We start from the raw sequence: 23,838 nt of genomic DNA, 5'->3' as shown, positions 1-23,838 counted from the left end.
AATTGCTAGCTTTGTGGGATTGCAATACAAAAAAAGCAGCCGAAGCTGCTTTTATACTAATTAAGTCGTACTTAATCTATTTTTAAGCCTGGGCTTAATGTTGCTGGCATGGCTACTTTTTCAAGTTCCACAGAAGCAACTGGGTATGCACAGTAATCGGCAGCGTAATAAGCGCTTGCTCTGTGATTACCTGAGGCACCAATACCACCAAACGGCGCAGCACTTGAAGCGCCTGTAATTGGGCGGTTCCAGTTAACAATACCCGCACGAATACGACGTAAGAAATGATCGTAATCAGCTTGGTTATCACTTAGTAGACCTGCTGATAAACCAAAGCTAGTGTCGTTTGCTTTATCAATCGCTTGGTCAAAATCGTCAAAGCGGAATACTTTTAAAAGTGGACCAAAATGCTCTTCATCTGGGAAGTCATTAATATTTGTACACTCAATAATACCCGGTGTAACAAAACCTGTATTTGCTGTGTGCTCAAGCTCAACTAATACTTCTCCACCCATGGCTTTTAGCTCATCTTGAGCTTTAACCATACCAGCGGCAGCGGCCGCTGAGATCATTGAACCCATAAATGGTTGATCAGCGTCGTCGTAGTTACCAACTTTAATTGCTTTAGTCGCTGTAATTAAGCGCGCTAAAATTTCATCGCCTTTAGCGCCGGTTGGTAAAAACAGTTTACGCGCACAGGTACAACGTTGGCCGCTTGAGATAAACGCAGATTGCACAATATCATGCACTACAGCAAGAGTATCTTCTGCATCTTTAACGATTAGTGGATTATTACCACCCATTTCAAGCGCTAAAATCTTACCTGGTTGACCTGCGAACTGTTCATGTAAAATATGACCCGTACGTGAAGACCCAGTAAAGAATAAACCATCAATACCTTTGTGTGACGCCAATGCTTTACCTGTTTCTACTTCACCCTGAACTAGGTTAATTACCCCAGCAGGTAAACCGGCTTTTTCCCATAGTTTAAGGGTTAGCTCAGCCACCATAGGTGTAAGTTCAGAGGGTTTAAATACCACGGTATTACCAGCTAAAAGTGCAGGTACAATATGGCCATTTGGTAAATGCCCAGGGAAGTTGTAAGGGCCAAATACAGCAACAACACCATGTGGCTTATGACGGATCATCGCACGGCCTTGCGGCATAGCGTTTTCAACATCACCAGTACGCTCTAAAAATGCTTTTTCAGCAATGGCAATTTTACCTACCATGGCGCCCGCTTCAGTACGTGTTTCCCAAAGTGGTTTACCTGTTTCTTGTGCAATAGCAACCGCTAGCTCTTCGCTGTGTTCTTTTAATGTTGCAGCAAAGGTTTTTACAATCTCTAAACGCTTGCTAAAGCTTTTATCAGCCCAGCTGTAAAATGCTTCACGTGCTGATGCTACCGCGCTATCTACTTGCTCTGCGCTTGCAGCTGATGCCTGCCAAATAACGTCGTTATTTGCAGGATTAACTGAGTTAAATTCTGTGCCTTGGCCTTGCGACCATTGACCATTAATAAATTGTGCAGGATGAGTCATATACTTTCTCCTAAATTAAACTGGGGTAGCAGTAACAAAATCGCCCGATTTTAAATGTAATGCATCAGCAAGTTCTTGCGTAAGCACAAGGCTGTTTGAACGCGAATCAAATGCCATAGGAACAACGGTTGCTCTAAAGTCTTCAAGCTTATCATTAGCTAGCAATACCATGGTATCACCTGTCATTTCGCCAATTTCAACACTAAAGTTTTGTGCATTACGTACAGTGGCAATGTTATCTACTTTTGCTTCAACGGTTGGGCCAGCATCAAAAATGTCGACGTAACCATTAAAAGTAAAGCCTTCACTTTTTAATAACTGAATAGCTGGGCGCGTATTATCGTGTACTTGACCAATAACCGCTTGCGCTTCTTTACTCAATAAGTTGACGTAAATTGGGTATTTAGGCATTAACTCAGCAATAAACACTTTTTGCCCAATTCCCGTCAGATAATCTGCGGTTGGAAAATCCATTGAGAAAAAGTGCTCTTCAAGCCACTGCCAAAATGGGCTACTGCCGTTTTCGTCAGATACGCCACGCATTTCTGCGATAACGGTTTGTGCAAAGCGTTGCTGGTGCTGTTTTATAAACATAAAGCGTGCTTTTGAAAGCAGCTTACCGTTACAATTTTTACGATAACCGTCTTTTAAAAACAGCGTGCACAGCTCTGTAGCCCCAGTGTAGTCATTACAAAGGGTGAGAATATCTACCGCTTTATATACATCTAGCGTGCGCGAAGAGTGAATCACTTTACTTAAATGATAGTGATAAAATGCGTCATCTAAGCCAACTGCCGCTTCAATACCTGAAGTACCAACCACTTCACCAGTTTCAGTATCTTCAAGTACAAATAAGTACCCTTCATCACCTGGCTGTGATGTGGTTTTTGTAAATGAATTAACTGAATGTGCAATCTTCTTTTGTAATAACTCTTCATTATTAGGTAAAGAAGTAAAGCCATGTCCCGACTCGTCGGCAATGGTTACTAAAGCTGCATAATCACTTTTTTGGATTGGGCGAAGGATCATCATGAATCCGCTTACTCCCTTATATATAACGGTAAATAGGAACTGCAGGGCAAACAATGTTTGCCCTTAGAGAAGTTGAATTAGCGATTACGCATTTACAACGTGGGCGACTGCTTTTTCAAAGCGTGCCATACCTTCGCGAATATCAGCTTCTGGTATTACTAAAGATGGAGTGAAACGAACCACATCAGCACCCGCTACAAGTGACATTAAGCCATGCTCAGTACCTGCAACTAAAAACTCTTTAGCGCGTCCTTTGTACTGCTCATTAACTACAGCACCGATTAATAAACCTTGGCCACGAATTTCACTAAATACGTGGTACTTTTCGTTAATCGCATTAAGTAGCTCGGTAAATAACGCCGCTTTTGCTTTAACGCCTGCTAATACTTCTGGATTATTCACTGTATCAAATGCGGCTTCTGCAACTGCACAGGCTAGTGGGTTACCGCCGTAAGTAGAACCATGAGTTCCTACTTTAAGATGCTGTGCAATCTCAGTAGTTGTTAGCATAGCGCCAATTGGAAAACCGCCACCAAGTGCTTTTGCTGAAGTTAAAATATCAGGTACTACGTTTAAGCCTTGGTATGCGTATAGCTCACCTGTGCGACCAACACCTGATTGCACTTCATCAAAAATAAGCAATGCATTGTGCTTAGTACATAAATCACGAACGCCTTGAGCAAATTCGTCAGTTGGTGAAATAATACCGCCTTCGCCTTGAATTGGCTCCATCATTACCGCACAGGTGTTATCGCTAATCAACGCTTCAAATGCGGCAAGATCATTGTAGTCACAATGAACAATGTCGCCTGGCTTAGGACCAAAACCGTCAGAGTAAGCCGCTTGACCGCCTACAGTAACCGTGAAGAAAGTACGACCGTGGAAACCTTTATTAAAGGCGATAATTTGCGACTTCTCTGCGCCAAATTTATCAAGAGCAAAACGACGCGCTAATTTAAGTGCCGCTTCATTTGCTTCTGCGCCTGAGTTTGCAAAGTAAACTTTTTCTGCAAAAGTCGCATCAACCATTTTTTTAGCTAAGCGAAGCGCTGGCTCATTGGTCATTACATTTGATAAATGCCAAATTTTTTCGCCCTGCTCTTTTAATGCACCCACTAATGCAGGATGGCAATGGCCAAGACAGTTAACGGCAATACCACCAGCAAAGTCGATAAACTCTCGTCCTTGTTGATCCCATACACGAGAGCCTTCGCCTCGAACTGGAATTACGCTTGAAGGTGCGTAGTTAGGAACCATTACGTGATCAAATAATTCGCGATTGACTGTCATTTTATTTCCTCTTAATTGTGTGCATCACAAAGCAGTAGAATAGGGGTGTGATTATTGTTAATAACCAAATGTGTCGGCAAAAAATAATAGCTGTATATTTGCCTGAAACTACGTTGTGGTTCAATTTTCAGGCGCTTATTATTTCAGAAATTTAGGCTTATGTCTCTTCAAAAACTTTCATGTACCCCTTTAAAATAAAGGGCTTAAGATATTATTTCATAGATAGTGAATAACTATTTGAGAGCTAGTAATGAAGTACATTTACCTTAGTGAGCGCCTCTACAACGAAAAAAGCATAGCGCTTATAAACCAACTGCACATGAATAAGTAGAATTAAAGTGAATGAATAGTCGCAAAAAAATTAACAGATTTAATCGATTTGGAGCGCCAAATTAGTAAAATTACTTGCTTGCAAGGCCTCTAACTCTTTTTTTGTGAACTTGTAATAGCTAAACCAGCTTTGTAATTCATCGTCTTCAATAAGCTGGTGCTCTTTTAAGTTTAAGTACTGAGAGTAACAACGCGCTTTTAAAATTACTTGCGATAATGGCAATAAACTATCACCCTTTTCTACTCCATTTACTAACTGCTGCATTACAGTGTTAAAGGGTAAGTATTTAAATGACATGGTTTCAATCACCTTGGCGCTAGCAAGCAGTGATTTTTCATTCAACAGTGTCGTTAAAAATAGCGGGTCAGGTTTAAGCTCCAACAACGCGGTGTGTAGGTTTTTGTCACCGTCTTCACGAGCGCGCTGTACTTTGCGTTGCCATACTTGATCAAACACTTTTAAGTATAAGCGCACTAAGGCAATTTGCCCCACATTCAATAACATGCCTAGGGTAAATGCATGCATGGGGTTTAATCCATTAAGCTGAGCAAGCGTTTGTGCCGCAATAGCACATGACATAGTGCTATCTTTTAACCTGCGCTTTAATAGCGCAAATGGTGCGGTGCTGTTTGGCATCCAATGGCGCACCGCAAAAGTAGGCACTACCAATTGTAAGTTATCTAAACCCAAGTATCGTAATGCCAATGCTGGAGTATCTACTTTGACTGAGGTGCCTTTACTGCGCTGCTTACGATAAAAAGGTAAATTAACTAAGGTGACCAGCTCTCGTCCAAGCCAATTTAAGTCGTTAACTAGCGGCTCTAAACGACCAACCGATGCCGCGCGAGTTGCAAGAATATCAAGTATTGCGGGCACATTATCATCTATACCAACAGTGTCTTTGATAACTAAATCTATATCTTCAAGACGTTTGGCCATCACGGTTTCAATTACCGTATGTAATTTTTGACTGGTTTTTGCCTGTAACTTTTGATGTGAAGTACTTTTTTGTTGACGCTTTTGCTGTGCGGCCACTTCAACTTCTAATAAGGTACGCTTTTTAATGGGTTTACCATCATTGAGGTCTAAGGTATGAATAAAGCCGATTTGCTGATTAGCAAAACTATGACCCAGTAGCAAATCATGCGCTCGTTGGTGTAGCACGTTAACAATTCGCTGTTGCTGCAATGTATCGGTCATAAACTCTATCTTAGGGCAAAAAAGGAAAATAGCTTACAGGTATAAGCCTAGAAGCGCGTTAAAAAGTTATCAAGTAAGGCTAAGCCTTGCTCGGTCAAAATTGCTTCAGGATGAAACTGCACGCCTTCAAGTGCGAGCTCGTTATGCAACAATCCCATAATTTCATCACGCTGCCCAGTTTTGCTTTGTGTCCATGCTGTTACTTCTAGTTCTTTAGGCAATGAGTGTGCTTCAACAATTAAAGAATGGTAGCGGCACACTGTCAGCGGGTTGGGTAAACCTCTAAACATACCTTGATGCTGATGATGAATTGGCGATGTTTTTCCATGCATAACCTGTTTAGCGCGCACCACCTTACCACCTAGCACCTGAGCAATGGTTTGGTGCCCCAAACAAATACCTAATATAGGATAAGTTCCTTTAAATTGCTCTACAACAGATAACGATACTCCCGCTTCACTTGGGCTTTTAGGGCCTGGAGAAATCACAATATGATCGGGGTTTAACTGTTTAATTTCGCTCAGTGTTATTTGGTCGTTACGCTTTACCACCACTTCTTGATCTAATCGTTGAAAATACTGTACCAAATTGTAGGTAAACGAGTCGTAGTTATCGATCATTAAAAGCATGTATTAAAGTACTCAAAGTAATTAGGCGGATAGTTATTGCATGCATATTCTAACTGAAGGCTTTGCAGGTGTCAGTGTTTTGCAGCCCAGCTAATACAAATAGCGCACTTACAATCAACAATGGTTGATTTATTTTAAATCAGCCCAAGCTCTATTGTATGAGTAATTGGGCAGTCACAGACTATCTACAAATAAAGTGACCTGCATTATTCAACTGAATATTAAATACGTATAAACAAGGAGTAACCTATGTTAGGCGAAGACCATTCATTAACTAAAGACTTTCCTGATTACACGCAAACAATTGCAAACCTCAATGCAAATGATGAAAACTTTGCAACTAAAGCAAAACAATACAATGAAATCGATAAAGAGATTCGGGTACTTGAACTACAAGACTCACCTATCGATGACGAAGCTATGCAGCAGCTAAAGCACGACAGAATGGTATTAAAAGATTGGTTACATCAACAATTAACGGCTACTAATTAGTCACCATTGCTTGGCGTCTATTAAATAATAGGCGCCAATATTTAATTATTATTTCCCTCTCCTACCCTCTGCTAATCTATAATTTTAACCATTATGGTGCAAAAGCATTGCTATTCGTTTAGCTTAAAGACAAGCTATCTTTATCTAAATTAAACAATGTTATTTTTTTATGGCTAAATACTTACTCTCGATTGATCAAGGAACGACAAGCTCTCGGGCTATTTTATATAGCAAAGATGCACAGGTGATAGGGAGTGATCAACAAACCTTCCCTCAGCACTTTGTAAAAAATGGTTGGGTTGAACACGACCCTGTAGATATTTGGCAAACTGTATTAACCAGCGTCAAAAACCTCTTAGCGCAGCAGCAAGTAACTGCCGCCGACATAATTGCCATCGGCATTGCTAATCAGCGAGAAACCACTTTAGTGTGGAATAAAAAAACTGGGCAACCTATTTATAACGCGATTGTATGGCAAGACCGACGCACTAGTGAATATTGCGATAGTTTACGTCATGCTGGGCATACAAAAATGGTGAATGATAAAACCGGTTTAGTACTCGACCCTTATTTTTCTGCAACCAAAGTTCGTTGGATTTTAGATAACGTCACCGGCGCTAAAGAGCAAGCACACGCAGGTGAACTAGCATTTGGCACGGTAGATACCTACTTATTGTGGCAATTAACCGACGGTAAAGTGCACAAAACCGATGCCACTAATGCATCACGAACTTTACTGTTTAATATTCATCAGCAATGCTGGGATGAAGAGTTACTGGCTTTATTTGATATTCCACTGGCTATGTTACCTGAGGTAATGGACTCAGCGGCTGATTTTGGGGTAACAAGCAGCGAGTTGTTCGGTAGTGAAATTCCTATTTGTGGTGTTGCTGGCGATCAGCAAGCGGCTTTAATTGGTCAAGCCTGTTTTGAAGAAGGTATGGCAAAAAGCACCTACGGCACGGGCTGTTTTTTAATGCTTAACACTGGCGATAAAGCACTAAAATCAAATAATCGTTTATTAACCACTCTTGCATATCGGCTCAACGGCAAACCCACCTATGCGATTGAAGGCAGCATTTTTATGGCAGGTGCCACCATGCAATGGATAGTAGAAGGCCTAAAACTATTAGAAAACGCAGGTGAAAGTGAAGCCCTTGTCAAAGATGTTCCCTTAGATCATGGGGTGTTTTTAGTCCCCTCGTTTACTGGCTTAGGAGCGCCCTATTGGGATGCAAATGCAAGAGGCGCTATTTTAGGCCTAACTCGAGATTCAGGCATTAGTACTATTGTGGCAGCAGCCTTGCAATCGGTGGGTTATCAAACTAAAGATTTACAAAAAGCCATGGAGGGTGACGGACTTCGTCCTAGTATTTTAAGGGTTGATGGCGGCATGGCAAACAATAATTGGGCCATGGCATTTTTAGCTAACATTTTAGGCGCAAGCGTTGAACGCCCAACCTTAACCGAAACTACTTCATTGGGGGTTGCCTACTTAGCAGGGCTGCAAACTGGGGTGTATGAATCAACTGCGCAGCTTGCCAACATGTGGAAAAGCGATCGTCGCTTTGAACCCACCATGAGCAGTGAAGAGCGCAACGATTTATACGCAAAGTGGCTACATTGCATTGCACAAGTTAGACTTTCTAATAGCACTGACGACGAGAGTGACTAAACACTGGGAAATCTATGAGCGCACACGACAACGAATATGACTTACTCATTATTGGCGGCGGTATTAATGGCGCTGGCATTGCTGCCGATGCCAGTGGTCGTGGCTTAAAAGTACTCTTATGTGAGCAGAACGATTTAGCCTCTGCTACCTCTTCTAACAGCAGTAAACTTATTCATGGCGGGCTTCGCTATTTAGAGAATTATCAATTTAGATTGGTCAGAGAGGCCTTGCGTGAGCGTGAAGTACTGTTAAAAAAAGCACCGCATATTATGTGGCCACTGTCTTTTCGACTGCCGCACCAAGCACATTTGCGTTCGCCATGGATGATTCGTGTGGGGTTATTTATTTACGACCACCTAGCCAAGCGTAATACTTTATCCGCTTCAAAGGCGATTGAGTTTAACAGCGATAGCGTACTTAACAGCAGCATTACCCAAGGCTTTGAATACGCAGACGGCTGGGTTGATGACGCACGTTTAGTGATTTTAAACGCAAAAGCAGCGCATAATTTGGGCGCCACCATTACAACACGCACGCGCTGTATTAAAGCTACCTGTAACGCAAACTATTGGGATGTGATTTTAGAGCAGCAAGCCAGCAAACAACACCTAAACATAAAGGCTAAAAGTGTTGTAAATGCCGCAGGTCCTTGGGTAGCATCATTATTTGAAGATGTATTTACCCAGCCCACACCACATACTATTCGTCTTGTGAAAGGCAGTCATATTATGGTGCCCCGAGTTCATAGCCAGCCGGTTGCCTATATTTTACAAAACGAGGATAACCGTATTGTATTTGTTATTCCTTATGAGCAAGATTACTCACTGATTGGCACCACGGATGAAGAGTATTCGGGCGATATTGCTGATGTAAAAATTAGTGAGCAAGAAATCGACTACCTGATCAGTATTACTAATCATTACTTTAAAAAGCCAATAAGCAAAGCGGATATTGTGCACACGTTTAGTGGCGTGCGCCCGCTATTAGATGACAAATCAACAGATGCCCAAGCGGTCACCCGCGATTACAAACTGATATTAAATAATGAAGCTGATCACGCCCCATTATTAAGCGTGTTTGGTGGTAAAATTACCACCTATAGAAAGCTTGCAGAAAATGCCGTTAATAAATTAGCGCCTCTTTACCCAAAAATGAGTGGCTCGTGGACGAAAGACACTCCTTTACCAGGTGGCGACTTTAGTAACCAAGCATACCTTATCGCTCAGTTAGAAAGCAGCTACCCTTTGCTGCCAATCGACACCTTAAAACGTATGGCTCGCAGCTATGGCACGCTTAGTTATCAATTATTAGGTAAAAGCCAAGCAATCGGCGATTTAGGTTATCACTTTGGTCATGGTTTATATGCACAAGAAGTTGATTACTTAGTTAACCATGAATGGGCAAAAAACAGCGCAGATATATTGTGGCGCAGAACTAAGCTCGGACTGCGCTTTACTGAAAAACAAGTCATTGCCCTGGGGCAATATTTAACTCAGTCACAGCTAAACTGCAATTAACTAGCTGCAACAAAGTGCTGTGTTAATGCGGCTTTTTCATCAGCCGAAAGCATTTGCTTCGTTTTGCTGGCAAAGTCGTATCGCACCATGACCGTTTTACCAATAGCGCAACACTTATCTTGCTGCCAGGCTTCTTGGCGGATCACAAATGAGCTATTACCAATCTGCTCTATGCTGGAGTTAATTGTCACTTCATGGGCATAAAATAACTCGCCGACAAACGACACTTCAACCTTAGCAATAATTAACTTCCAGTTGTGAGGATTAAGATCAGGGGTAAAAAATTTAAAAATAGGTACTCGGGCGGCTTCAAACCAAACAGGGAGTACGGTATTGTTGATGTGTCCGAGTGCATCCGTTTCGCTAAAGCGCGGCATCACTTTTTCAGTAAACATAATAATCCATAATAATTAAACAGGTAACTCATGACGGACTTTATCCGCGTGTATGACAACGCGCTCAGCAGTGACTTTTGTGATAACTTTATCTCTACCTTTTCTCAAAGCCCGCATATTAAACAAGGGATGACATCGGGCGGCGTTGATCTTAATAAAAAAGATAGCCACGACCTGCACTTAAACAATCATCCTGAATACGCAGAACAATTAAAACATATTCAACAAACCACTGCACAGTATGTTTTTAAATACATCGAAGAACATATTTTTATGATGATTGGGGCATTTGGTTTAAAAGTGTATCACCCAAAAACAGGCCAGCCGGTAGATTTAACTCATGCCAATTATGACGAAGTAGGTAAACCACAACTTCCTTTATTGGTGCAGCAAATTTTTAGGCTCGGTAATATTCAAGCACAAAAATATGAGGTCAATAAAGGGGGCTATCCGTATTGGCATAGTGAGGTGTATCCACAGTTACAACATAATGAAGCCCTGCATCGGGTATTGTTATTTATGTTTTATTTAAATGATGTTGAAGAAGGCGGAGAAACCGAGTTTTATTATCAAAATAAAAAAATAGCCCCTAAAAAAGGCAGCATGGTGGTTGCCCCAGGATATTTTACGCATACACATAGAGGCAATAAGCCAGTATCAAACGATAAGTATATTTTAACCTCATGGGTTTTGTTTAATCGAGCAGAGCAAATTTATGGAACGCCACAAAGCTAGGTAATTAGCCAATAAAAAAGCCATAAGTAATTTTTACTTATGGCTTTAAAAAGTGTTGAATAAATAAAGGTTTAACCCAGTAGCTCATCAAACAAATTAAAGAGCGTGTCCATTTCTTCTAGGGTGTTGTAGTGCATACAACCAATGCGTACTACTCCGCCCTTATCAAGCACACCCAGTTGTTTGCATAAACCTTGGGCGTAAAAATTACCATCCCATACACATACATGTTGTTTACCCAAAAATTCAGACACTTGGCGAGGCTCTAACCCTTCAAAGGTCAGTGCAAACGTAGGAGTACGCTCACTTAAACGTGCTAAGTCATCAATACCAAACAATTTAATACGCGGGTAATTAACCAGACGTGTTAAAAAGTATTCACTCAGCGCCATCTCGTGTTGTTTCGTTTTTTCAAACGCAACACGTAGTTTTTCACGGCGTGAGTGACTGTCATCAAGTTCGCTAATGGCCGCAATGTAATCAACCGCCGCAATAAAGCCCGCTAGTGCTTCAAAACTTTGTGTGCCAGTTTCCCAGCGACCTGGAGCAACATCTTTTGCTGGCTCTACTTTATAAGGTGTAAACCCTTCTAAATGCGAAGCTTTACCGTATACCATACCTAAGTGCGGGCCAAAAAACTTATATGCAGAACACGCTAAAAAGTCGCAATCTAATGCTTGCACATCGATTAGTTCATGAGGGGCATAATGCACAGCATCAACATACACCAATGCACCGACATTGTGCGCAAGCTCTATAATGCGTTTAATATCGTTAATAGAGCCTGTGGTATTTGATGCATACGTAACAGCAACCAATTTAGTGTTAGCGTTTAATAAGCTTTCAAAATGCGCCATATCTAAACTACAATCGGCTTCGTTAATCAGCGCTGTGTTAACCACTGCACCTTTATCTTCAGCGGCTTGCTGCCAAGACGATACATTTGAAAAATGATCTGCATTAGTCACAATAATTTCATCGCCTGCTTGCCAACTGCGTGAAATCGCGCGGCTGAAGCTAAACGTAAGGCTAGTCATATTAGGGCCAAACACAATATTTTGTGCACTCGGCGCATTTAACAAATCAGCCGCCGCTTGACGCGCATTAGCCATCAGTTCAACCGTTTTGTCACTTGAGAAAAACGCACCGCCCAAGTTTGAATTGTAATGCCCTAAATAAGCAGTCATGGCACTGAGTACCGGCTGGGGTACTTGTGAGCCACCAGGTCCATCTAAAAACACCGGTGACTTGCCATCAACCGTTTGCATTAAAGCGGGAAATTGCGCGCGCAATTGCATTAAATTCATTTTATTTCTCTTAAGCAGTTAGTACAAAACAATCCAGGTAACCTGGTTTGTTGGCATCAATTTTGTTCATTGGCGTGGCGTTATGCCATACCTGACGGTCATTAATTAGTGCGAACATGCCGTCTTTTATTTCCATTTTAAAACACGGTTCAGCTTGTTGGTTTTCATAAACCAATAGCTCACCACCTTCTAAATTTTCATGAGAAACACCACATACGCATACATGGTCAAACCCGTCTTGATGCACACCTTCAGGAGCCGCAGGCGTATCGCTATCAATGGCAAGCATTCTAAATTGGTGAATTTCAATATCACGATCTGCATCAATACCGGTAATCGCACAAAATTCGCTAACAATATTTTTCATACCCTCAGACTCAAGCAAGCTTTGCTCTAAATTTTCGTAAGTACGTTCAACATTACCTTGAAAGGTATTAATTGAATCGTCTTGCACAAACGCTTTAGTCGCTTGAAGGTTGAGCTCACCATTTTGTAGTTTAACTACTGAATAACGGCGTTTGCGAAACGCACCATCTGCATATGGATTTGCAGGTAAGTTATCAAAAGAAGGCTTAACCAAATCAATGTTGGCTTGGTTAATAAAACGAAGTTGCAGTAAATTCTGGTTGTTTAATGCGGTCATAAAATCCTGCTTATAATAATGATAATATTGGCAGGGATTTTAATGCATATAGCGAGGATTTTTTGCTTTATTATCCAACTCAAAAGCAAATAATAATTAAATTTAATTCAATATAAGATTATTAAAGCATGAATAATCCAAATTAAATTTAAACGATAAAAAACCCGCCGAAGCGGGCTTTTCATTCAAACTCTATTAATTATACAGCTTGCTGAATAATTACGTTGTCTGCTTTTTTAGTGTACTGAGGCATACGGTGGAAGTTCAAGTAACGGTAGGTATCTGCTGCCGTTGCATTGATTTTCGCTGCATATTCTTGGTACTCAGCCGGAGTAGGTAATTTACCTAAAATTGCCGCTACTGCTGCCAGCTCTGCTGAAGCTAAGAACACATTTGCGCCTGTACCTAAACGGTTAGGGAAATTACGTGTTGAGGTAGATACAACCGTTGCTTTATCTGCAACACGTGCTTGGTTACCCATACACAGTGAACACCCAGGCGTTTCAATACGTGCTCCAACACGACCAAAGATACCGTAGTAACCTTCGTCCGTAAGCTGGTCTTTGTCCATCTTCGTTGGTGGTGCAACCCAAAGCTGTGTTGGGATACGACCTGTAAAACCATCGAGTAATTTACCCGCGGCGCGGAAGTGACCAATGTTAGTCATACAAGAACCGATGAATACCTCATCAATTTTCTCGCCTGTCACGTCAGATAGTAAACGCGCATCATCAGGGTCATTTGGCGCACACAGTACTGGCTCTTTAATGTCAGCTAAGTCGATTTCAAGCACATGCTTGTACTCTGCATCTTTGTCCGCTTCCATTAGTTCTGGGTTAGCTAGCCATTCTTGCATTGCTGTAATGCGGCGCTCAATCGTACGAACATCGCCGTAACCTTCAGAAATCATCCACTTGAGCATAACAATGTTAGACTCAAGATATTCGCTGATCGACTCTTTAGAAAGCTTAACGGTACAACCTGCAGCTGAACGCTCAGCTGATGCATCTGATAGTTCAAATGCTTGCTCAACAGTTAAGTGCTCAACTCCTTCAATTTCTAGTACGCGACCAGAGAATTCGTTGATTTTACCTTTCTTCTCAACTGTTAATAGACCTTCTTTAATACCGTAGTAAGGGATGGCATGAACAAGATCACGTAAAGTAATACCTGGTTGCATTTCACCTTTAAAACGAACCAATATTGACTCAGGCATATCAAGTGGCATAACACCCGTTGCTGCTGCAAATGCGACCGCACCTGAACCCGCTGGGAATGAAATACCTAATGGGAAACGCGTATGTGAATCCCCCGTACCTACGGTGTCTGGTAATAACATACGGTTTAACCAAGAGTGAATTACACCATCACCAGGGCGAAGCGATACACCACCACGGTTCATGATGAAATCAGGAAGTGTATGATGCGTGTTTACATCAATTGGTTTAGGGTAAGCCGATGTATGACAGAAAGACTGCATTGTTAAATCTGCAGAGAAACCTAAACAGGCTAAATCTTTAAGCTCATCACGTGTCATAGGACCGGTGGTATCTTGCGAGCCAACAGTGGTCATTTTAGGTTCACAGTATTGGCCTGGGCGAATACCGGTAACGTTACATGCTTTACCCACCATTTTTTGCGCAAGCGTAAAGCCTTTATCTGACACTTCAGTAACTGCTGGTACTTTAAATACGTCAGTTGCACCTAAACCTAGTGATGTACGTGCTTTGTCTGTAAGTCCGCGACCAATGATCAGTGGAATACGACCACCAGCACGAACTTCATCAAGAATGACCTCTGATTTAAGTGTAAATGTAGAGATCACGTCATCAGTACCGTGACGTTTAACAACACCTTCATAAGGGTAAATATCGATTTGATCACCCATGTTGAATTCATCAACATTTAATTCGATTGGTAATGCACCCGAGTCTTCCATTGTATTAAAGAAAATAGGCGCAATCTTATTACCTAAACAGACACCACCTACGCGCTTATTTGGTACAAATGGGATATCAGCACCCATAAACCAAAGCACAGAGTTAGTTGCAGATTTACGTGAAGATCCCGTACCAACAACATCACCTACGTAAGCAAGTGGTAACCCTTTAGTTTTTAATTCTTCAAGTTGAGTGACAGGACCTACTTCACCGTTTTTGTCAGGATTAATACCATCACGTTCTGTTTTCAGCATCGCTAATGCATGAAGCGGAATATCAGGGCGTGACCATGCATCTGGGGCTGGTGATAAGTCATCAGTGTTTGTCTCACCAGTAACTTTAAATACAGTAACCGATATCTTTTCAGCAACAGCTGGCTTATTAGTAAACCATTCTGCTGCAGCCCAAGACTCAATGATTTGTTTGGCGTATTTATTACCTGCTTTTGCTTTTTCTTCTACATCGTAAAACGCATCAAACATTAATAAAGTGTTTGCAAGGCCCTTAACTACGATTGGCGCTAACGCCACGTCATCAAGTAAGTCAACCATAGGCGCGATATTGTAGCCACCAAGCATAGTACCTAGCAATTCAGCTGCTTTTTCTTTAGAGAGAAGTGGAGAAGCGGCTTCACCTTTAGCAACAGCCGCTAAAAACCCAGCTTTAATATAGGCTGCATCATCAACACCCGGCGGTACACGGTTGATTAATAGTTCTAGTACGAACTCTTCTTCACCTGCCGGTGGGGTTTTAATTAGCTCGATAAGATCAGCCGTTTGCTGAGCATCTAATGGCGCTGGTACGATACCTAACGCGGCACGTTCTTCTACGTGTTTACGATATTCTTGTAGCACAGTATTGCCCTCTTGGTGACGTGAAAGTACTCGGAAGTGTTTATAAAACAAACCATAACCCAATACTTATAGTATTCTAACGCTCGATTATAAAGCTTTTATGCATAGATTAAAATCCATCCACTTAGGCAGCTAGTTATACCGATTATTAATAATATGAATAGTGAATTTCATAAAGTCAACTTTCATGAATACTTATTAGCAGCCATAAAAAAACCCAGCCTAAGCTGGGTTTTTTGTAAAGTAGCCGTTCTATTTACGTTTAACTTTTACGCGTTCAACGGTTGATATATGCGCTTCAACGCGGCGGTTTTCTGCATGCGCTTCTGCCGTATTCGCTTTATTTACAAGACGCTCTTCACCATAACCTATCGTGCTGATACGCTCTCTTGAAATACCATCTTTTACTAACTCATCGGCAACATCGTCTGCACGCTTTTGAGAAAGCTTTTTATTGTAGCCAGCATCACCTACTGCTGAAGCATGACCCTCAAGTAATACAGTTGTATCTGTATACTCTTTCATAAATTTTGATACCGCAGCTATATCATCAAAATATCTTTGTTTAACAATGGCTGAGTCATGTGGGAAAGTGACTAATAGCTTAGTAGTTACTTTAGACTCTTCGTATAAAGTGCACCCGTCACTATCAACTGCATCTGTTATTGGTGTGTTGGCGCATTTGTCATTAGCATCAATCACGCCGTCGTTGTCACTATCTAAAGGAGCAACTACTGCAGCTTCAACTACAGGCTCAGGAGCAGGCTCAACTGGTGCTACTGGCGCTGATTTGTGGCCAAAGAAGTAGTTAATACCTAACTTTGCGCCAACATCTGTGTAGCCTTTATCTAAACCTTGGTAAACACTGGTTTCAGCATTTACAAAGAAGTTATCTGTAACAAAGTGTCGGTAACCTACACCCGCATTTACGAACGTGTTGTCATCAACAACATCAATATCTTTCAGACCGAATAAACCGTAAAAAGGACCGCCGCCAAAGTGGTAAAGCGCATCAATACCGTAACGTTCGCCGTCAATATCGTTGCGATTGTTAAGTACTTTGTCATGTGCATTAAAGTCTAAGTCTGCGTATTCTAAACGCGCGCTCCAGTAATCATTAAAGCGGTAACCTAATTCAGCACCCCAACCTGTTGACTCGTTAACGTCAAGGCCAGCTTGATCACGCATGTTTTTCCACGAAGCATCGTAGTAGTCACCAAACGCACCGATGTAAAAACCTTCTTGTTCGGCAGCAAAAGTTGATGCGCTAGTTGCAGCTAACGCAATGGCAATTGTAAGTGATTTCAATTTCATTGTTTTCTTCCCATTTTAACAACTAAAAATGTAGCTAAGCATTGCTAGCCCTTCTAACTTACCTATACAGTAACTGAGCCTTTGTTAATCAATACTTAACGCAAATATATTTTTCCAATATCTAGGATAATAAAACTAGCCCATAAAAAATGTTACTAAACAAAGACTAGTTCAAAAAGCAAACAATCGCTTTAAACCCCATACGATTACTGGCCTTTGTGGGTATCATGGTATCACCCGCTCATAGTTTGCTCTATGAATGAACATCTCCGTGGTAAAAAATGACCTTTTATATTCATTTTCAAATGCAAAAATTAACACTTAAGTACCACAAAAAGTACGGTAATTCTTATCATCTTCAGGCGGCTGTTGAAACTCTGTAGCTTGAATATTGCTTGTGTAAGGGCTCGACATCACTTTGCTAAAACGACTGAGTAGCTCACTATCCCCATGCGTAGTGAACTGAGAAATAATCTCTTCAATAATATGATTACGGGGAATCACAGCCGGATTGGCTTGTCGCATCACTTGATAGCTGTGCTCATTAGTTCGCGTTTGCCATTTCTGTGCCCAAGAGGCGAGTACTGATGGTATTTCAGCTTGCCCATTTAACGACTCAGTTAACGCATTAAAAGTGTTGGTATAATCAAGCTGGTATTCTTTTAATAACCCTAGCAACTCTCCCACTAGCTCATTATCTTTATCGTCAGTGACTGTTAGCCCTAACTTTTGTACCCACATAGCACTAAATTGCTGATTAAACTGAGTCGAAAAGTCTGCAATAATAGGTGTCAGCATTGCTACGGCTTGCTCATCGTCGTCACTTATTAGTGCCATTAGACTCTCTGCTAAGCGAGCACAGTTCCAACTCGCCATGTTTGGCTGATTACCAAATGCGTAACGCCCTTGCTTATCAATAGAGCTAAACACGGTATCAAAATCAAACTGGTTCATCATGGCACATGGACCGTAATCTATGGTTTCACCACTAATTAAGGTGTTGTCGGTATTCATTACCCCATGAATAAACCCCACCCTCATCCAACTTACGACTAAGTTAACTTGATTGGTTATCACTGCGGCTAGAAAATCCAAGTATCGCTGGGCGCCAGTGCTGTTAATTTCAGGGTAATGTCTTTGAATGGCTAGATCGGCTAAGTTTTTTAGACTGGTCAAATCGCCTTGGGTAGCTAAATATTGAAACGAGCCAACTCGAATATGACTACTCGCGAGTCGCGTTACAATAGCGCCAGGTTGCGGCGGGTTACGATAAACAGTTTCACCACTACCAACCACGGCTAAACAACGCGTAGTAGGAATGCCAAGCGCATGCATTGCTTCGCTCATTACGTACTCACGAATAGCAGGTCCTAATGCACAGCGCCCATCTCCACCACGCGAGAATGGCGTAGCGCCAGCGCCTTTTAATTGCAAATCCCAAAGCTGGTTTTTATCATCACTGATCGCGCCAAGTAAATGCGCTCGGCCGTCTCCTAAGCGTGGAGAAAAATGACCAAACTGATGACCCGAATACCCTAATGCAACTGCAGAAACTGCTTGAGGTTCATTTCCACTGAATATATTTGCCCGAGAATCAGCATTCACTTGTATATTAAATTGCTCAGCTAAGGGCTCATTCCATAACAATAACTGTGGCGCTGTCACCTTGGCTGGATGATCGCTAATAGCAAACCCCTCACCAATATCGGTATACCTTGGCACTAATTTCATGTTTAATCCTATTGTTTTTGGCTGATACCTACGCGATTGTCGCCTACACCATAAGCGACAATTAAGCTTAGCTCTTGCATGCTTAAGCCGCTTTGCTGCTGCAGTTCATTAAAGAATGCCTGCGCCGCACTTAGTGACTTTTTAGTTTGTAATCCACCATCTATAATTTTATGTGCACGCAAATAGCTTTCTACATCTCTTGAAAGTAAAAAAGTATCTTTTCCTAAGGCGCGCAGTGCATAAGGGCCGGTATTACCACCAAGCCTTGCACCATGCTTTTTTAAATATGCCCACAAGCCAATAATATCCTCACTTGGCCAGTTAGCAATAAACTGACTAAAGCTGCCGTGTTGCTCTGCAACTTCGTGGATCATATACGCATTATCAGTAATGGTTTTTACTTTTTTATAATTGCGCACAATCCGTTCGTCACTGGCTTTTTGTTCTAACATGTCTGGTGGCATCATCAATAATTTTTCAACACTGAAATCCCAGAAAACCTCTCTAAATCCGGCCCACTTACTGTTGATCACCGACCAATAAAAACCACTTTGAAAAACTTTCCGAGTAAATTCTTCTAGCCAATCATCATCACTTAATGTGACGAGTTGCTTTGTTGATAAAGGTTTTTCGAGTAACAATTTAAGCATTTTTTCAGAGCCCTTTCGCTCCACTGCACGCTTATAAATATCGCTAAATTTTTCCATCTGCTTAATACCTTACTTCGACCATGAAACTAGTTTACGAGAAAAGCAGCCAATACGTAACCGTTGCTATTATCGATGAACTATTCTGTATTTAGTCACTTGACACCTAGACGGCTAAAGTGGTTTAATCGCCACACTTACCCTATTACATTGTATTTGCTAATTGATTTTTCAATAGCAAATGCAAAGGGCTGGAAGAGGTGCGTTATTCAGGTAGCGTATGTTAGGAGCGCAAACTCCATTGAGCATACGTGAGGGGAATTAACGCCGAGAGGTAACACTTTTTTGTGAAAGATTACTTCGGGCGACTAGGTTGAATCCTAGCGACTGTCACCAATAACATATTTGGTGGAGAGCTTCTGGTCTTAGTATAATAAGGCCGTGCGCCCTATTAATTAAGCCCATTCGCTCTTCGAATTATAAATACATTCAAAGAGTCCGGCACCCTAAATACCCGCCAATAACTCGACGAATGCCCTATAAGTTCGTGAGAGATGATCAACAACTTCAATATTAACAATTTACATTTATGGACTGCGCTGATCACCCCATTTGATCAAAATGGCCTAGTTGATTACGCAACCTTAAATACCTTGGTAGCCGAGCAAGAAGCCGCTAACAATGGCATTTTATTACTTGGTAGCACTGGCGAAGGGTTAGCCCTGACCCTAAAAGAGCAGCAAGCCATCGTAGAGCATGTCTGCCAATTACAGCCGAGCGTCCCGCTTATGGTCGCAGTCGGTGGTAGTAACTTAAAGCAGCAGCTTGAATGGGTTAACTACTGCAACCAACTGCCTATTCATGGTTTTTTACTTGGCTCGCCTTTGTACGCCAAACCAGGCGCTCTGGGGCAAACGCATTGGTTTGAAAGCCTGCTAGATGCCAGTTCTCACCCTTGTATGCTTTATAATGTGCCAGGACGTAGCGCAGTTAGCATTCCTATTGCAACCATTGAAAACCTCAAACAACATAAAAATTTATGGGCACTTAAAGAGGCCAGTGGCTGTATTTCTCAATTTGAAGCTTATCGACAAGCAGCGCCTGAATTAGCCATTTTTAGTGGTGACGATGCCCTCATGCCTTATTTTGCCCAAGCAGGTGCAAGAGGTTTAGTGTCGGTTGCAGCCAATGCATGGCCAGTGCAAACCCATGAGTTTGTACAGCGCAGTTTAAGCGGCCAACACCCTAATCTTTTTGCCCAGTGGTCTAGCGCTATCAATAGCTTATTTTCAGTAGCAAACCCTATCCCAGTCAAAGTGTTAATGCATTTACAAGGGCGTATTAGTAGTCCGTATTTACGTCCACCTTTAACACACCTTGAGCTGACACACACAGATGACATTTCATCGGCAAACAACACCATTTTATCTTGGCATTAAATACAGGTTTTTATAATGAGCTGGTTAGAACTATTAAATAATTTAGAAACGGGCGCGGTTCGCGCAGCAACACAAGACGAAAACGGCCAATGGCACGCTAACGTAGAAGTAAAACAAGGCATTTTAGAGGCGTTTAAAAACGGCACTAACATGGAGTTTCCTGGTGGCTTTGTTGATAAACATAATCTAGCGCCGCAATGCTTTGAAGCCACAGCAGGCGTTCGCATGGTGCCAGGTGGTTCAAGTGTGCGCCGAGGTGCACATGTTGCCAAAGGCACTATTATTATGCCACCTGCGTACGTAAATATTGGCGCCTTCATTGACGAGGGCACTATGGTAGATAGCCACGCATTGGTTGGCTCATGTGCGCAAGTGGGTAAAAATGTTCATTTGAGCGCCGCGGTACAATTAGGCGGGGTACTTGAGCCCATTGGTGCCAGCCCTGTAGTCATAGAAGACGATGCATTCATCGGTGCAGGCTGTGTGATTGTTGAAGGCGTGGTAGTTAAAAAAGGCGCGGTACTTGCCCCTGGTGTTCGCTTATCGGCAACCATCCCTGTTTATGACTGCGTTAATGAGCGTCAGCTTGATAAAGGTGAAGCAATCCCTGAGTACGCGATTGTGATCCCTGGTTCTCGCCCTGCGTCAAACGACTGGGCACGTGCTCAAGGCCTAAGTATGTCGTGTGCCTTAATTGTTAAATACCGTGACGAGCAAAGTGACGCGTCATTACTTCTGGAAGAGGTTTTACGTTAATGACCTTTTTGAGCACGCCCGTTAAAAGCGCTATTGATGAGCTTTCGAGTAAACTCGATACTCCATTTTTTGTCTACGACCTCGACTCACTAGATGCGCACCTTGCGCACTTAGTGGCGCAAACCGAAGTAAAGCTTTGGTATGCGGTTAAAGCCAATCCCCTATCTAAAGTGATACAAAGTTTAGATAACGCTGGTTTTAACTTTGATGTTGCAAGTAAAGGCGAACTTGAGCAAGTACTTGCCCAAGGAATTAACAGCGAGCGCGTGCTCAACACGGGTCCTGCTAAAAGCCCAAAACAAATTAAACATTTTATTGCACGTGGCGTACGCACCTTTGTGGCAGAAAGTCTTAATCAAGTTCGTTGGCTCAACGAACAAGCCAATGCCCAGCAGTGCCAGTTGCAAGTATTACTGCGCGTTCAATTACGCTGGCCCGAGGGTGATAAAAACCCACTTGGTGGTGATAGCCTTACTCCATTTGGCTTAGGGTGCGATGAATGGCAATCGCTAAATACTAAAGACTACAAAGCATTGAGCTTTGATGGCCTACATATTTTTCAGTGGGGTAACATGCTCAGCAGCGACAAACTTGCAGATCTGTGGTCGCAAATGATTACACCACTTACAGTCCTTACTAATAACTTAAATATAAACCTGAATATTTTAGATTTAGGTGGCGGTTTAGGTATTCCTTACACCCTTAATGACCCGACTTTAAGCTGGGATGCATTAATAGCAGCCCTTGCAAAGATTAAACGCGATGCGGGTGTTAAAGAGCTGTGGATGGAACTAGGTCGCTATGCTGTCGGCGAATGCGGCCACTACGCCACACCTGTGGTTGAGCGCAAATTAAACTACGGCCAACAACAGGTGATTATGAGCGGCGGCATTAATCATTTATTGCGCCCTGCGGTCACTAGTCAAGATTTCCCTGCGCGTTTATTACGAGACTCAAACGCAGCAAACCAAGCAATGAGCCTATACGGACCTTTATGTACGGCGCTAGATTGCTTAGGGGAACACCAATTGCCGGGCGATTTAAATGAACATGACTGGCTGGTGTTTAGTCAATGCGGTGCGTATGGTTTTACCGAAAGTATGCCGTATTTTTTGTGCCATGAACTGGCCGGTGAATATGTTATACACCATGGCGAAATAATTTGTATTCGCCAAGCAGAAAATGCAAGCCACTACTTGAGGTAAAAAAGATGAATAACACCACAGCTATAAGCCAGGAAAATATTGTAGTTGGTGAAGTGGCAAATGGCCTACCAATGACTATTCCTGTTTATCGTTTAAAAGGCGATGGCACGGGCCCAAGTGTGTATATACAAGCTAATATGCATGGCGCCGAAGTGCAAGGCAACGCGGTAATTTATCAACTACTTGAACAGCTAAAAAGCCTTGATTTAAAAGGTGATATTACCTTAGTTCCCTACGCTAACCCCATTGGCTGTAATCAAAAGTCAGGCGAATTTACGCTTGGCCGATTCGACCCTATTACCGGTACGAATTGGAATCGTATGTATCACTGTAATAATCAGCTTGCATCACAGTTTGCAAAGCAATACTGCGACGCTGACGATATAGTTCTAAAAACAGCGTTTAAAGCCGCGTTAATTAATGACGTTGAACAGCAACTCAATGGCCCAGACTATCGTTTAACAACGGGTAAACGCATAGCGCTAAACTTACAAAGACTAGCGCATCAAGCTGATATTGTTTTAGATTTACACACCGGCCCTATTTCTAGTCAGCACTTATATTGCCCAGAATATGCCACAGAAAGTGCCCGTTACTTTAATATTCCCCATGTGTTAGTGATCCCTAATGACTTTGATGGGGCAATGGATGAAGCGAGCTTTTGTCCATGGTGGCAACTTAGCGAGCAACTTGCTCAGCAAGGCCGAAATTTTAACGTACAAGTTGAAGCCTTTACGGTAGAGCTAGGAAGCCAAGAAAAAATAGATTTAAGCGCTGCACTAGACGATGCCAATAGTATTTTAAGTTATTTAAATCATAAGAAAGTATTTGTTGATGCCTCCTACAAGCCAAAGGTGATGACAAGGTATGGCTGCCAACTAAATGATTATATTGCTTACTATGCACCTATGGGTGGCATGGTTGAATACTTAGCCCCTCTTGGTGGGCACATTAAAGCGGGCGAACCTATAGCTAAAATACTGAGAATGGAACGCTACCTAAGCGAACAACCACTGCAAACATTAAGCTTTGATCTTGATGCGATTGCGATATTGCATTTTGCCTCAGCTAGTGTGAACCAAGGAACTGAACTTTATAAGTTTTTTACAAACGTTTTTGAGCTTTAGCTCACCCCTTCTCATTGCGTGAGAGTCTAACTAGCGAA

At 42.1% G+C, this 23,838-nt stretch carries 20 protein-coding genes and 1 riboswitch; of the genes, 8 read left to right on the top strand and 12 right to left on the bottom strand.

Annotated elements, in window-relative coordinates; genetic code table 11:
* Window positions 1–71: 71 nt before the first annotated feature.
* The 5 genes from astD to AC0L7Q_RS00420 form a co-directional block, all read right to left on the bottom strand.
* Window positions 72–1,541, bottom strand: a complete 1,470-nt coding sequence (astD, locus tag AC0L7Q_RS00440; RefSeq protein ID WP_413401109.1) for a succinylglutamate-semialdehyde dehydrogenase — start codon at window positions 1,539–1,541, stop codon at window positions 72–74.
* 15 nt (window positions 1,542–1,556) lie between these two features.
* A complete protein-coding gene (gene astA, locus AC0L7Q_RS00435) occupies window positions 1,557–2,573 on the bottom strand; it encodes an arginine N-succinyltransferase (RefSeq protein ID WP_055012478.1) in 1,017 nt (338 codons plus the stop codon).
* A gap of 84 nt (window positions 2,574–2,657) precedes the next feature.
* Window positions 2,658–3,863 carry an aspartate aminotransferase family protein gene (locus AC0L7Q_RS00430; protein WP_008108435.1) on the bottom strand — a complete coding sequence of 402 codons (1,206 nt, stop codon included), beginning with the start codon at window positions 3,861–3,863 and terminating at the stop codon, window positions 2,658–2,660.
* A 370-nt stretch (window positions 3,864–4,233) separates the two neighbouring features.
* Window positions 4,234–5,394 carry an HDOD domain-containing protein gene (locus AC0L7Q_RS00425; protein WP_409424409.1) on the bottom strand — a complete coding sequence of 387 codons (1,161 nt, stop codon included), beginning with the start codon at window positions 5,392–5,394 and terminating at the stop codon, window positions 4,234–4,236.
* Window positions 5,395–5,441: 47 nt separating this feature from the next.
* Window positions 5,442–6,023 (bottom strand): anthranilate synthase component II, encoded by a 582-nt coding sequence (locus AC0L7Q_RS00420; protein WP_409424408.1) that lies wholly within the window; start codon window positions 6,021–6,023, stop codon window positions 5,442–5,444.
* A gap of 249 nt (window positions 6,024–6,272) precedes the next feature.
* On the opposite strand from AC0L7Q_RS00420, the gene AC0L7Q_RS00415 reads away from it, so the two are divergent.
* From AC0L7Q_RS00415 to glpD, 3 genes are all read left to right on the top strand, one after another.
* Window positions 6,273–6,515 carry an HP1242/YdcH family protein gene (locus AC0L7Q_RS00415; protein ID WP_409424407.1) on the top strand — a complete coding sequence of 81 codons (243 nt, stop codon included), beginning with the start codon at window positions 6,273–6,275 and terminating at the stop codon, window positions 6,513–6,515.
* Window positions 6,516–6,684: 169 nt separating this feature from the next.
* A complete protein-coding gene (gene glpK, locus AC0L7Q_RS00410) occupies window positions 6,685–8,190 on the top strand; it encodes a glycerol kinase GlpK (protein WP_413401108.1) in 1,506 nt (501 codons plus the stop codon).
* A gap of 14 nt (window positions 8,191–8,204) precedes the next feature.
* Window positions 8,205–9,707, top strand: a complete 1,503-nt coding sequence (gene glpD, locus AC0L7Q_RS00405) for a glycerol-3-phosphate dehydrogenase (RefSeq protein WP_409424405.1) — start codon at window positions 8,205–8,207, stop codon at window positions 9,705–9,707.
* Here the strand turns inward: glpD and AC0L7Q_RS00400 are convergent.
* Window positions 9,704–10,102: an acyl-CoA thioesterase gene (locus AC0L7Q_RS00400; RefSeq protein WP_413401107.1), complete on the bottom strand. Its 399-nt coding sequence runs from the start codon at window positions 10,100–10,102 to the stop codon at window positions 9,704–9,706. The genes glpD and AC0L7Q_RS00400 overlap by 4 nt on opposite strands.
* Window positions 10,103–10,132: 30 nt before the next feature.
* On the opposite strand from AC0L7Q_RS00400, the gene AC0L7Q_RS00395 reads away from it, so the two are divergent.
* Window positions 10,133–10,837, top strand: coding sequence for a 2OG-Fe(II) oxygenase (locus tag AC0L7Q_RS00395; RefSeq protein ID WP_413401106.1), 705 nt, complete (start codon window positions 10,133–10,135; stop codon window positions 10,835–10,837).
* A gap of 71 nt (window positions 10,838–10,908) precedes the next feature.
* Here the strand turns inward: AC0L7Q_RS00395 and AC0L7Q_RS00390 are convergent, their stop codons facing one another.
* The 6 genes from AC0L7Q_RS00390 to AC0L7Q_RS00365 all read right to left on the bottom strand — a co-directional run bounded on the left by AC0L7Q_RS00390 (window position 10,909) and on the right by AC0L7Q_RS00365 (window position 19,333).
* Window positions 10,909–12,144 (bottom strand): cysteine desulfurase-like protein, encoded by a 1,236-nt coding sequence (locus tag AC0L7Q_RS00390; protein ID WP_413401105.1) that lies wholly within the window; start codon window positions 12,142–12,144, stop codon window positions 10,909–10,911.
* A gap of 10 nt (window positions 12,145–12,154) precedes the next feature.
* A complete protein-coding gene (locus tag AC0L7Q_RS00385) occupies window positions 12,155–12,787 on the bottom strand; it encodes a 2OG-Fe dioxygenase family protein (protein ID WP_138606691.1) in 633 nt (210 codons plus the stop codon).
* A gap of 199 nt (window positions 12,788–12,986) precedes the next feature.
* Complete coding sequence (gene acnB / locus AC0L7Q_RS00380; RefSeq protein WP_418157349.1) at window positions 12,987–15,581, bottom strand: bifunctional aconitate hydratase 2/2-methylisocitrate dehydratase; 2,595 nt, start codon at window positions 15,579–15,581, stop codon at window positions 12,987–12,989.
* A 252-nt stretch (window positions 15,582–15,833) separates the two neighbouring features.
* The gene (locus tag AC0L7Q_RS00375; protein ID WP_413401104.1) at window positions 15,834–16,895 is read right to left on the bottom strand and encodes an OmpA family protein; all 1,062 of its coding nucleotides are present in this window, start codon (window positions 16,893–16,895) and stop codon (window positions 15,834–15,836) included.
* Window positions 16,896–17,216: 321 nt separating this feature from the next.
* Complete coding sequence (locus tag AC0L7Q_RS00370; RefSeq protein ID WP_413401103.1) at window positions 17,217–18,626, bottom strand: protein adenylyltransferase SelO; 1,410 nt, start codon at window positions 18,624–18,626, stop codon at window positions 17,217–17,219.
* 8 nt (window positions 18,627–18,634) lie between these two features.
* On the bottom strand, window positions 18,635–19,333 hold the full coding sequence (locus AC0L7Q_RS00365) for a DNA-3-methyladenine glycosylase I (RefSeq protein WP_055012467.1): 699 nt from the start codon (window positions 19,331–19,333) through the stop codon (window positions 18,635–18,637).
* 187 nt (window positions 19,334–19,520) lie between these two features.
* Window positions 19,521–19,700, top strand: a riboswitch (Lysine riboswitch).
* Between the two features lie 127 nt (window positions 19,701–19,827).
* On the opposite strand from AC0L7Q_RS00365, the gene dapA reads away from it, so the two are divergent.
* From dapA to AC0L7Q_RS00345, 4 genes are read left to right on the top strand one after another with little or no spacing between them, the layout of a single operon-like run.
* The gene (dapA, locus tag AC0L7Q_RS00360) at window positions 19,828–20,712 is read left to right on the top strand and encodes a 4-hydroxy-tetrahydrodipicolinate synthase (protein WP_413401102.1); all 885 of its coding nucleotides are present in this window, start codon (window positions 19,828–19,830) and stop codon (window positions 20,710–20,712) included.
* A gap of 15 nt (window positions 20,713–20,727) precedes the next feature.
* Window positions 20,728–21,468 (top strand): 2,3,4,5-tetrahydropyridine-2,6-dicarboxylate N-succinyltransferase, encoded by a 741-nt coding sequence (locus tag AC0L7Q_RS00355; protein WP_109875684.1) that lies wholly within the window; start codon window positions 20,728–20,730, stop codon window positions 21,466–21,468.
* Entirely contained in the window at window positions 21,468–22,673 is a 1,206-nt protein-coding gene (locus tag AC0L7Q_RS00350; RefSeq protein ID WP_413401101.1) for a PLP-dependent decarboxylase, read from the top strand. The genes AC0L7Q_RS00355 and AC0L7Q_RS00350 overlap by 1 nt, the downstream gene beginning before the upstream one ends.
* A 5-nt stretch (window positions 22,674–22,678) precedes the next feature.
* Window positions 22,679–23,800 (top strand): succinylglutamate desuccinylase/aspartoacylase family protein, encoded by a 1,122-nt coding sequence (locus AC0L7Q_RS00345; protein ID WP_413401100.1) that lies wholly within the window; start codon window positions 22,679–22,681, stop codon window positions 23,798–23,800.
* Window positions 23,801–23,838 lie beyond the last annotated feature (38 nt).

The sequence above is a fragment of the Pseudoalteromonas sp. KJ63-1 genome (genome assembly GCF_055808145.1).
This window is presented reverse-complemented; position numbering and strand designations above follow the sequence as displayed.

Excerpts from the sequence above, each read along its gene's own strand:
- astD (WP_413401109.1), bottom strand. The coding sequence starts at position 1,541 with ATGACTCATCCTGCACAATTTATTAATGGTCAATGGTCGCAAGGCCAA.
- astA (WP_055012478.1), bottom strand. The coding sequence starts at position 2,573 with ATGATGATCCTTCGCCCAATCCAAAAAAGTGATTATGCAGCTTTAGTA.
- AC0L7Q_RS00430 (WP_008108435.1), bottom strand. The coding sequence starts at position 3,863 with ATGACAGTCAATCGCGAATTATTTGATCACGTAATGGTTCCTAACTAC.
- AC0L7Q_RS00425 (WP_409424409.1), bottom strand. The coding sequence starts at position 5,394 with ATGACCGATACATTGCAGCAACAGCGAATTGTTAACGTGCTACACCAA.
- AC0L7Q_RS00420 (WP_409424408.1), bottom strand. The coding sequence starts at position 6,023 with ATGCTTTTAATGATCGATAACTACGACTCGTTTACCTACAATTTGGTA.
- AC0L7Q_RS00415 (WP_409424407.1), top strand. The coding sequence starts at position 6,273 with ATGTTAGGCGAAGACCATTCATTAACTAAAGACTTTCCTGATTACACG.
- glpK (WP_413401108.1), top strand. The coding sequence starts at position 6,685 with ATGGCTAAATACTTACTCTCGATTGATCAAGGAACGACAAGCTCTCGG.
- glpD (WP_409424405.1), top strand. The coding sequence starts at position 8,205 with ATGAGCGCACACGACAACGAATATGACTTACTCATTATTGGCGGCGGT.
- AC0L7Q_RS00400 (WP_413401107.1), bottom strand. The coding sequence starts at position 10,102 with ATGTTTACTGAAAAAGTGATGCCGCGCTTTAGCGAAACGGATGCACTC.
- AC0L7Q_RS00395 (WP_413401106.1), top strand. The coding sequence starts at position 10,133 with ATGACGGACTTTATCCGCGTGTATGACAACGCGCTCAGCAGTGACTTT.
- AC0L7Q_RS00390 (WP_413401105.1), bottom strand. The coding sequence starts at position 12,144 with ATGAATTTAATGCAATTGCGCGCGCAATTTCCCGCTTTAATGCAAACG.
- AC0L7Q_RS00385 (WP_138606691.1), bottom strand. The coding sequence starts at position 12,787 with ATGACCGCATTAAACAACCAGAATTTACTGCAACTTCGTTTTATTAAC.
- AC0L7Q_RS00375 (WP_413401104.1), bottom strand. The coding sequence starts at position 16,895 with ATGAAATTGAAATCACTTACAATTGCCATTGCGTTAGCTGCAACTAGC.
- AC0L7Q_RS00370 (WP_413401103.1), bottom strand. The coding sequence starts at position 18,626 with ATGAAATTAGTGCCAAGGTATACCGATATTGGTGAGGGGTTTGCTATT.
- AC0L7Q_RS00365 (WP_055012467.1), bottom strand. The coding sequence starts at position 19,333 with ATGGAAAAATTTAGCGATATTTATAAGCGTGCAGTGGAGCGAAAGGGC.
- dapA (WP_413401102.1), top strand. The coding sequence starts at position 19,828 with ATGATCAACAACTTCAATATTAACAATTTACATTTATGGACTGCGCTG.
- AC0L7Q_RS00355 (WP_109875684.1), top strand. The coding sequence starts at position 20,728 with ATGAGCTGGTTAGAACTATTAAATAATTTAGAAACGGGCGCGGTTCGC.
- AC0L7Q_RS00350 (WP_413401101.1), top strand. The coding sequence starts at position 21,468 with ATGACCTTTTTGAGCACGCCCGTTAAAAGCGCTATTGATGAGCTTTCG.
- AC0L7Q_RS00345 (WP_413401100.1), top strand. The coding sequence starts at position 22,679 with ATGAATAACACCACAGCTATAAGCCAGGAAAATATTGTAGTTGGTGAA.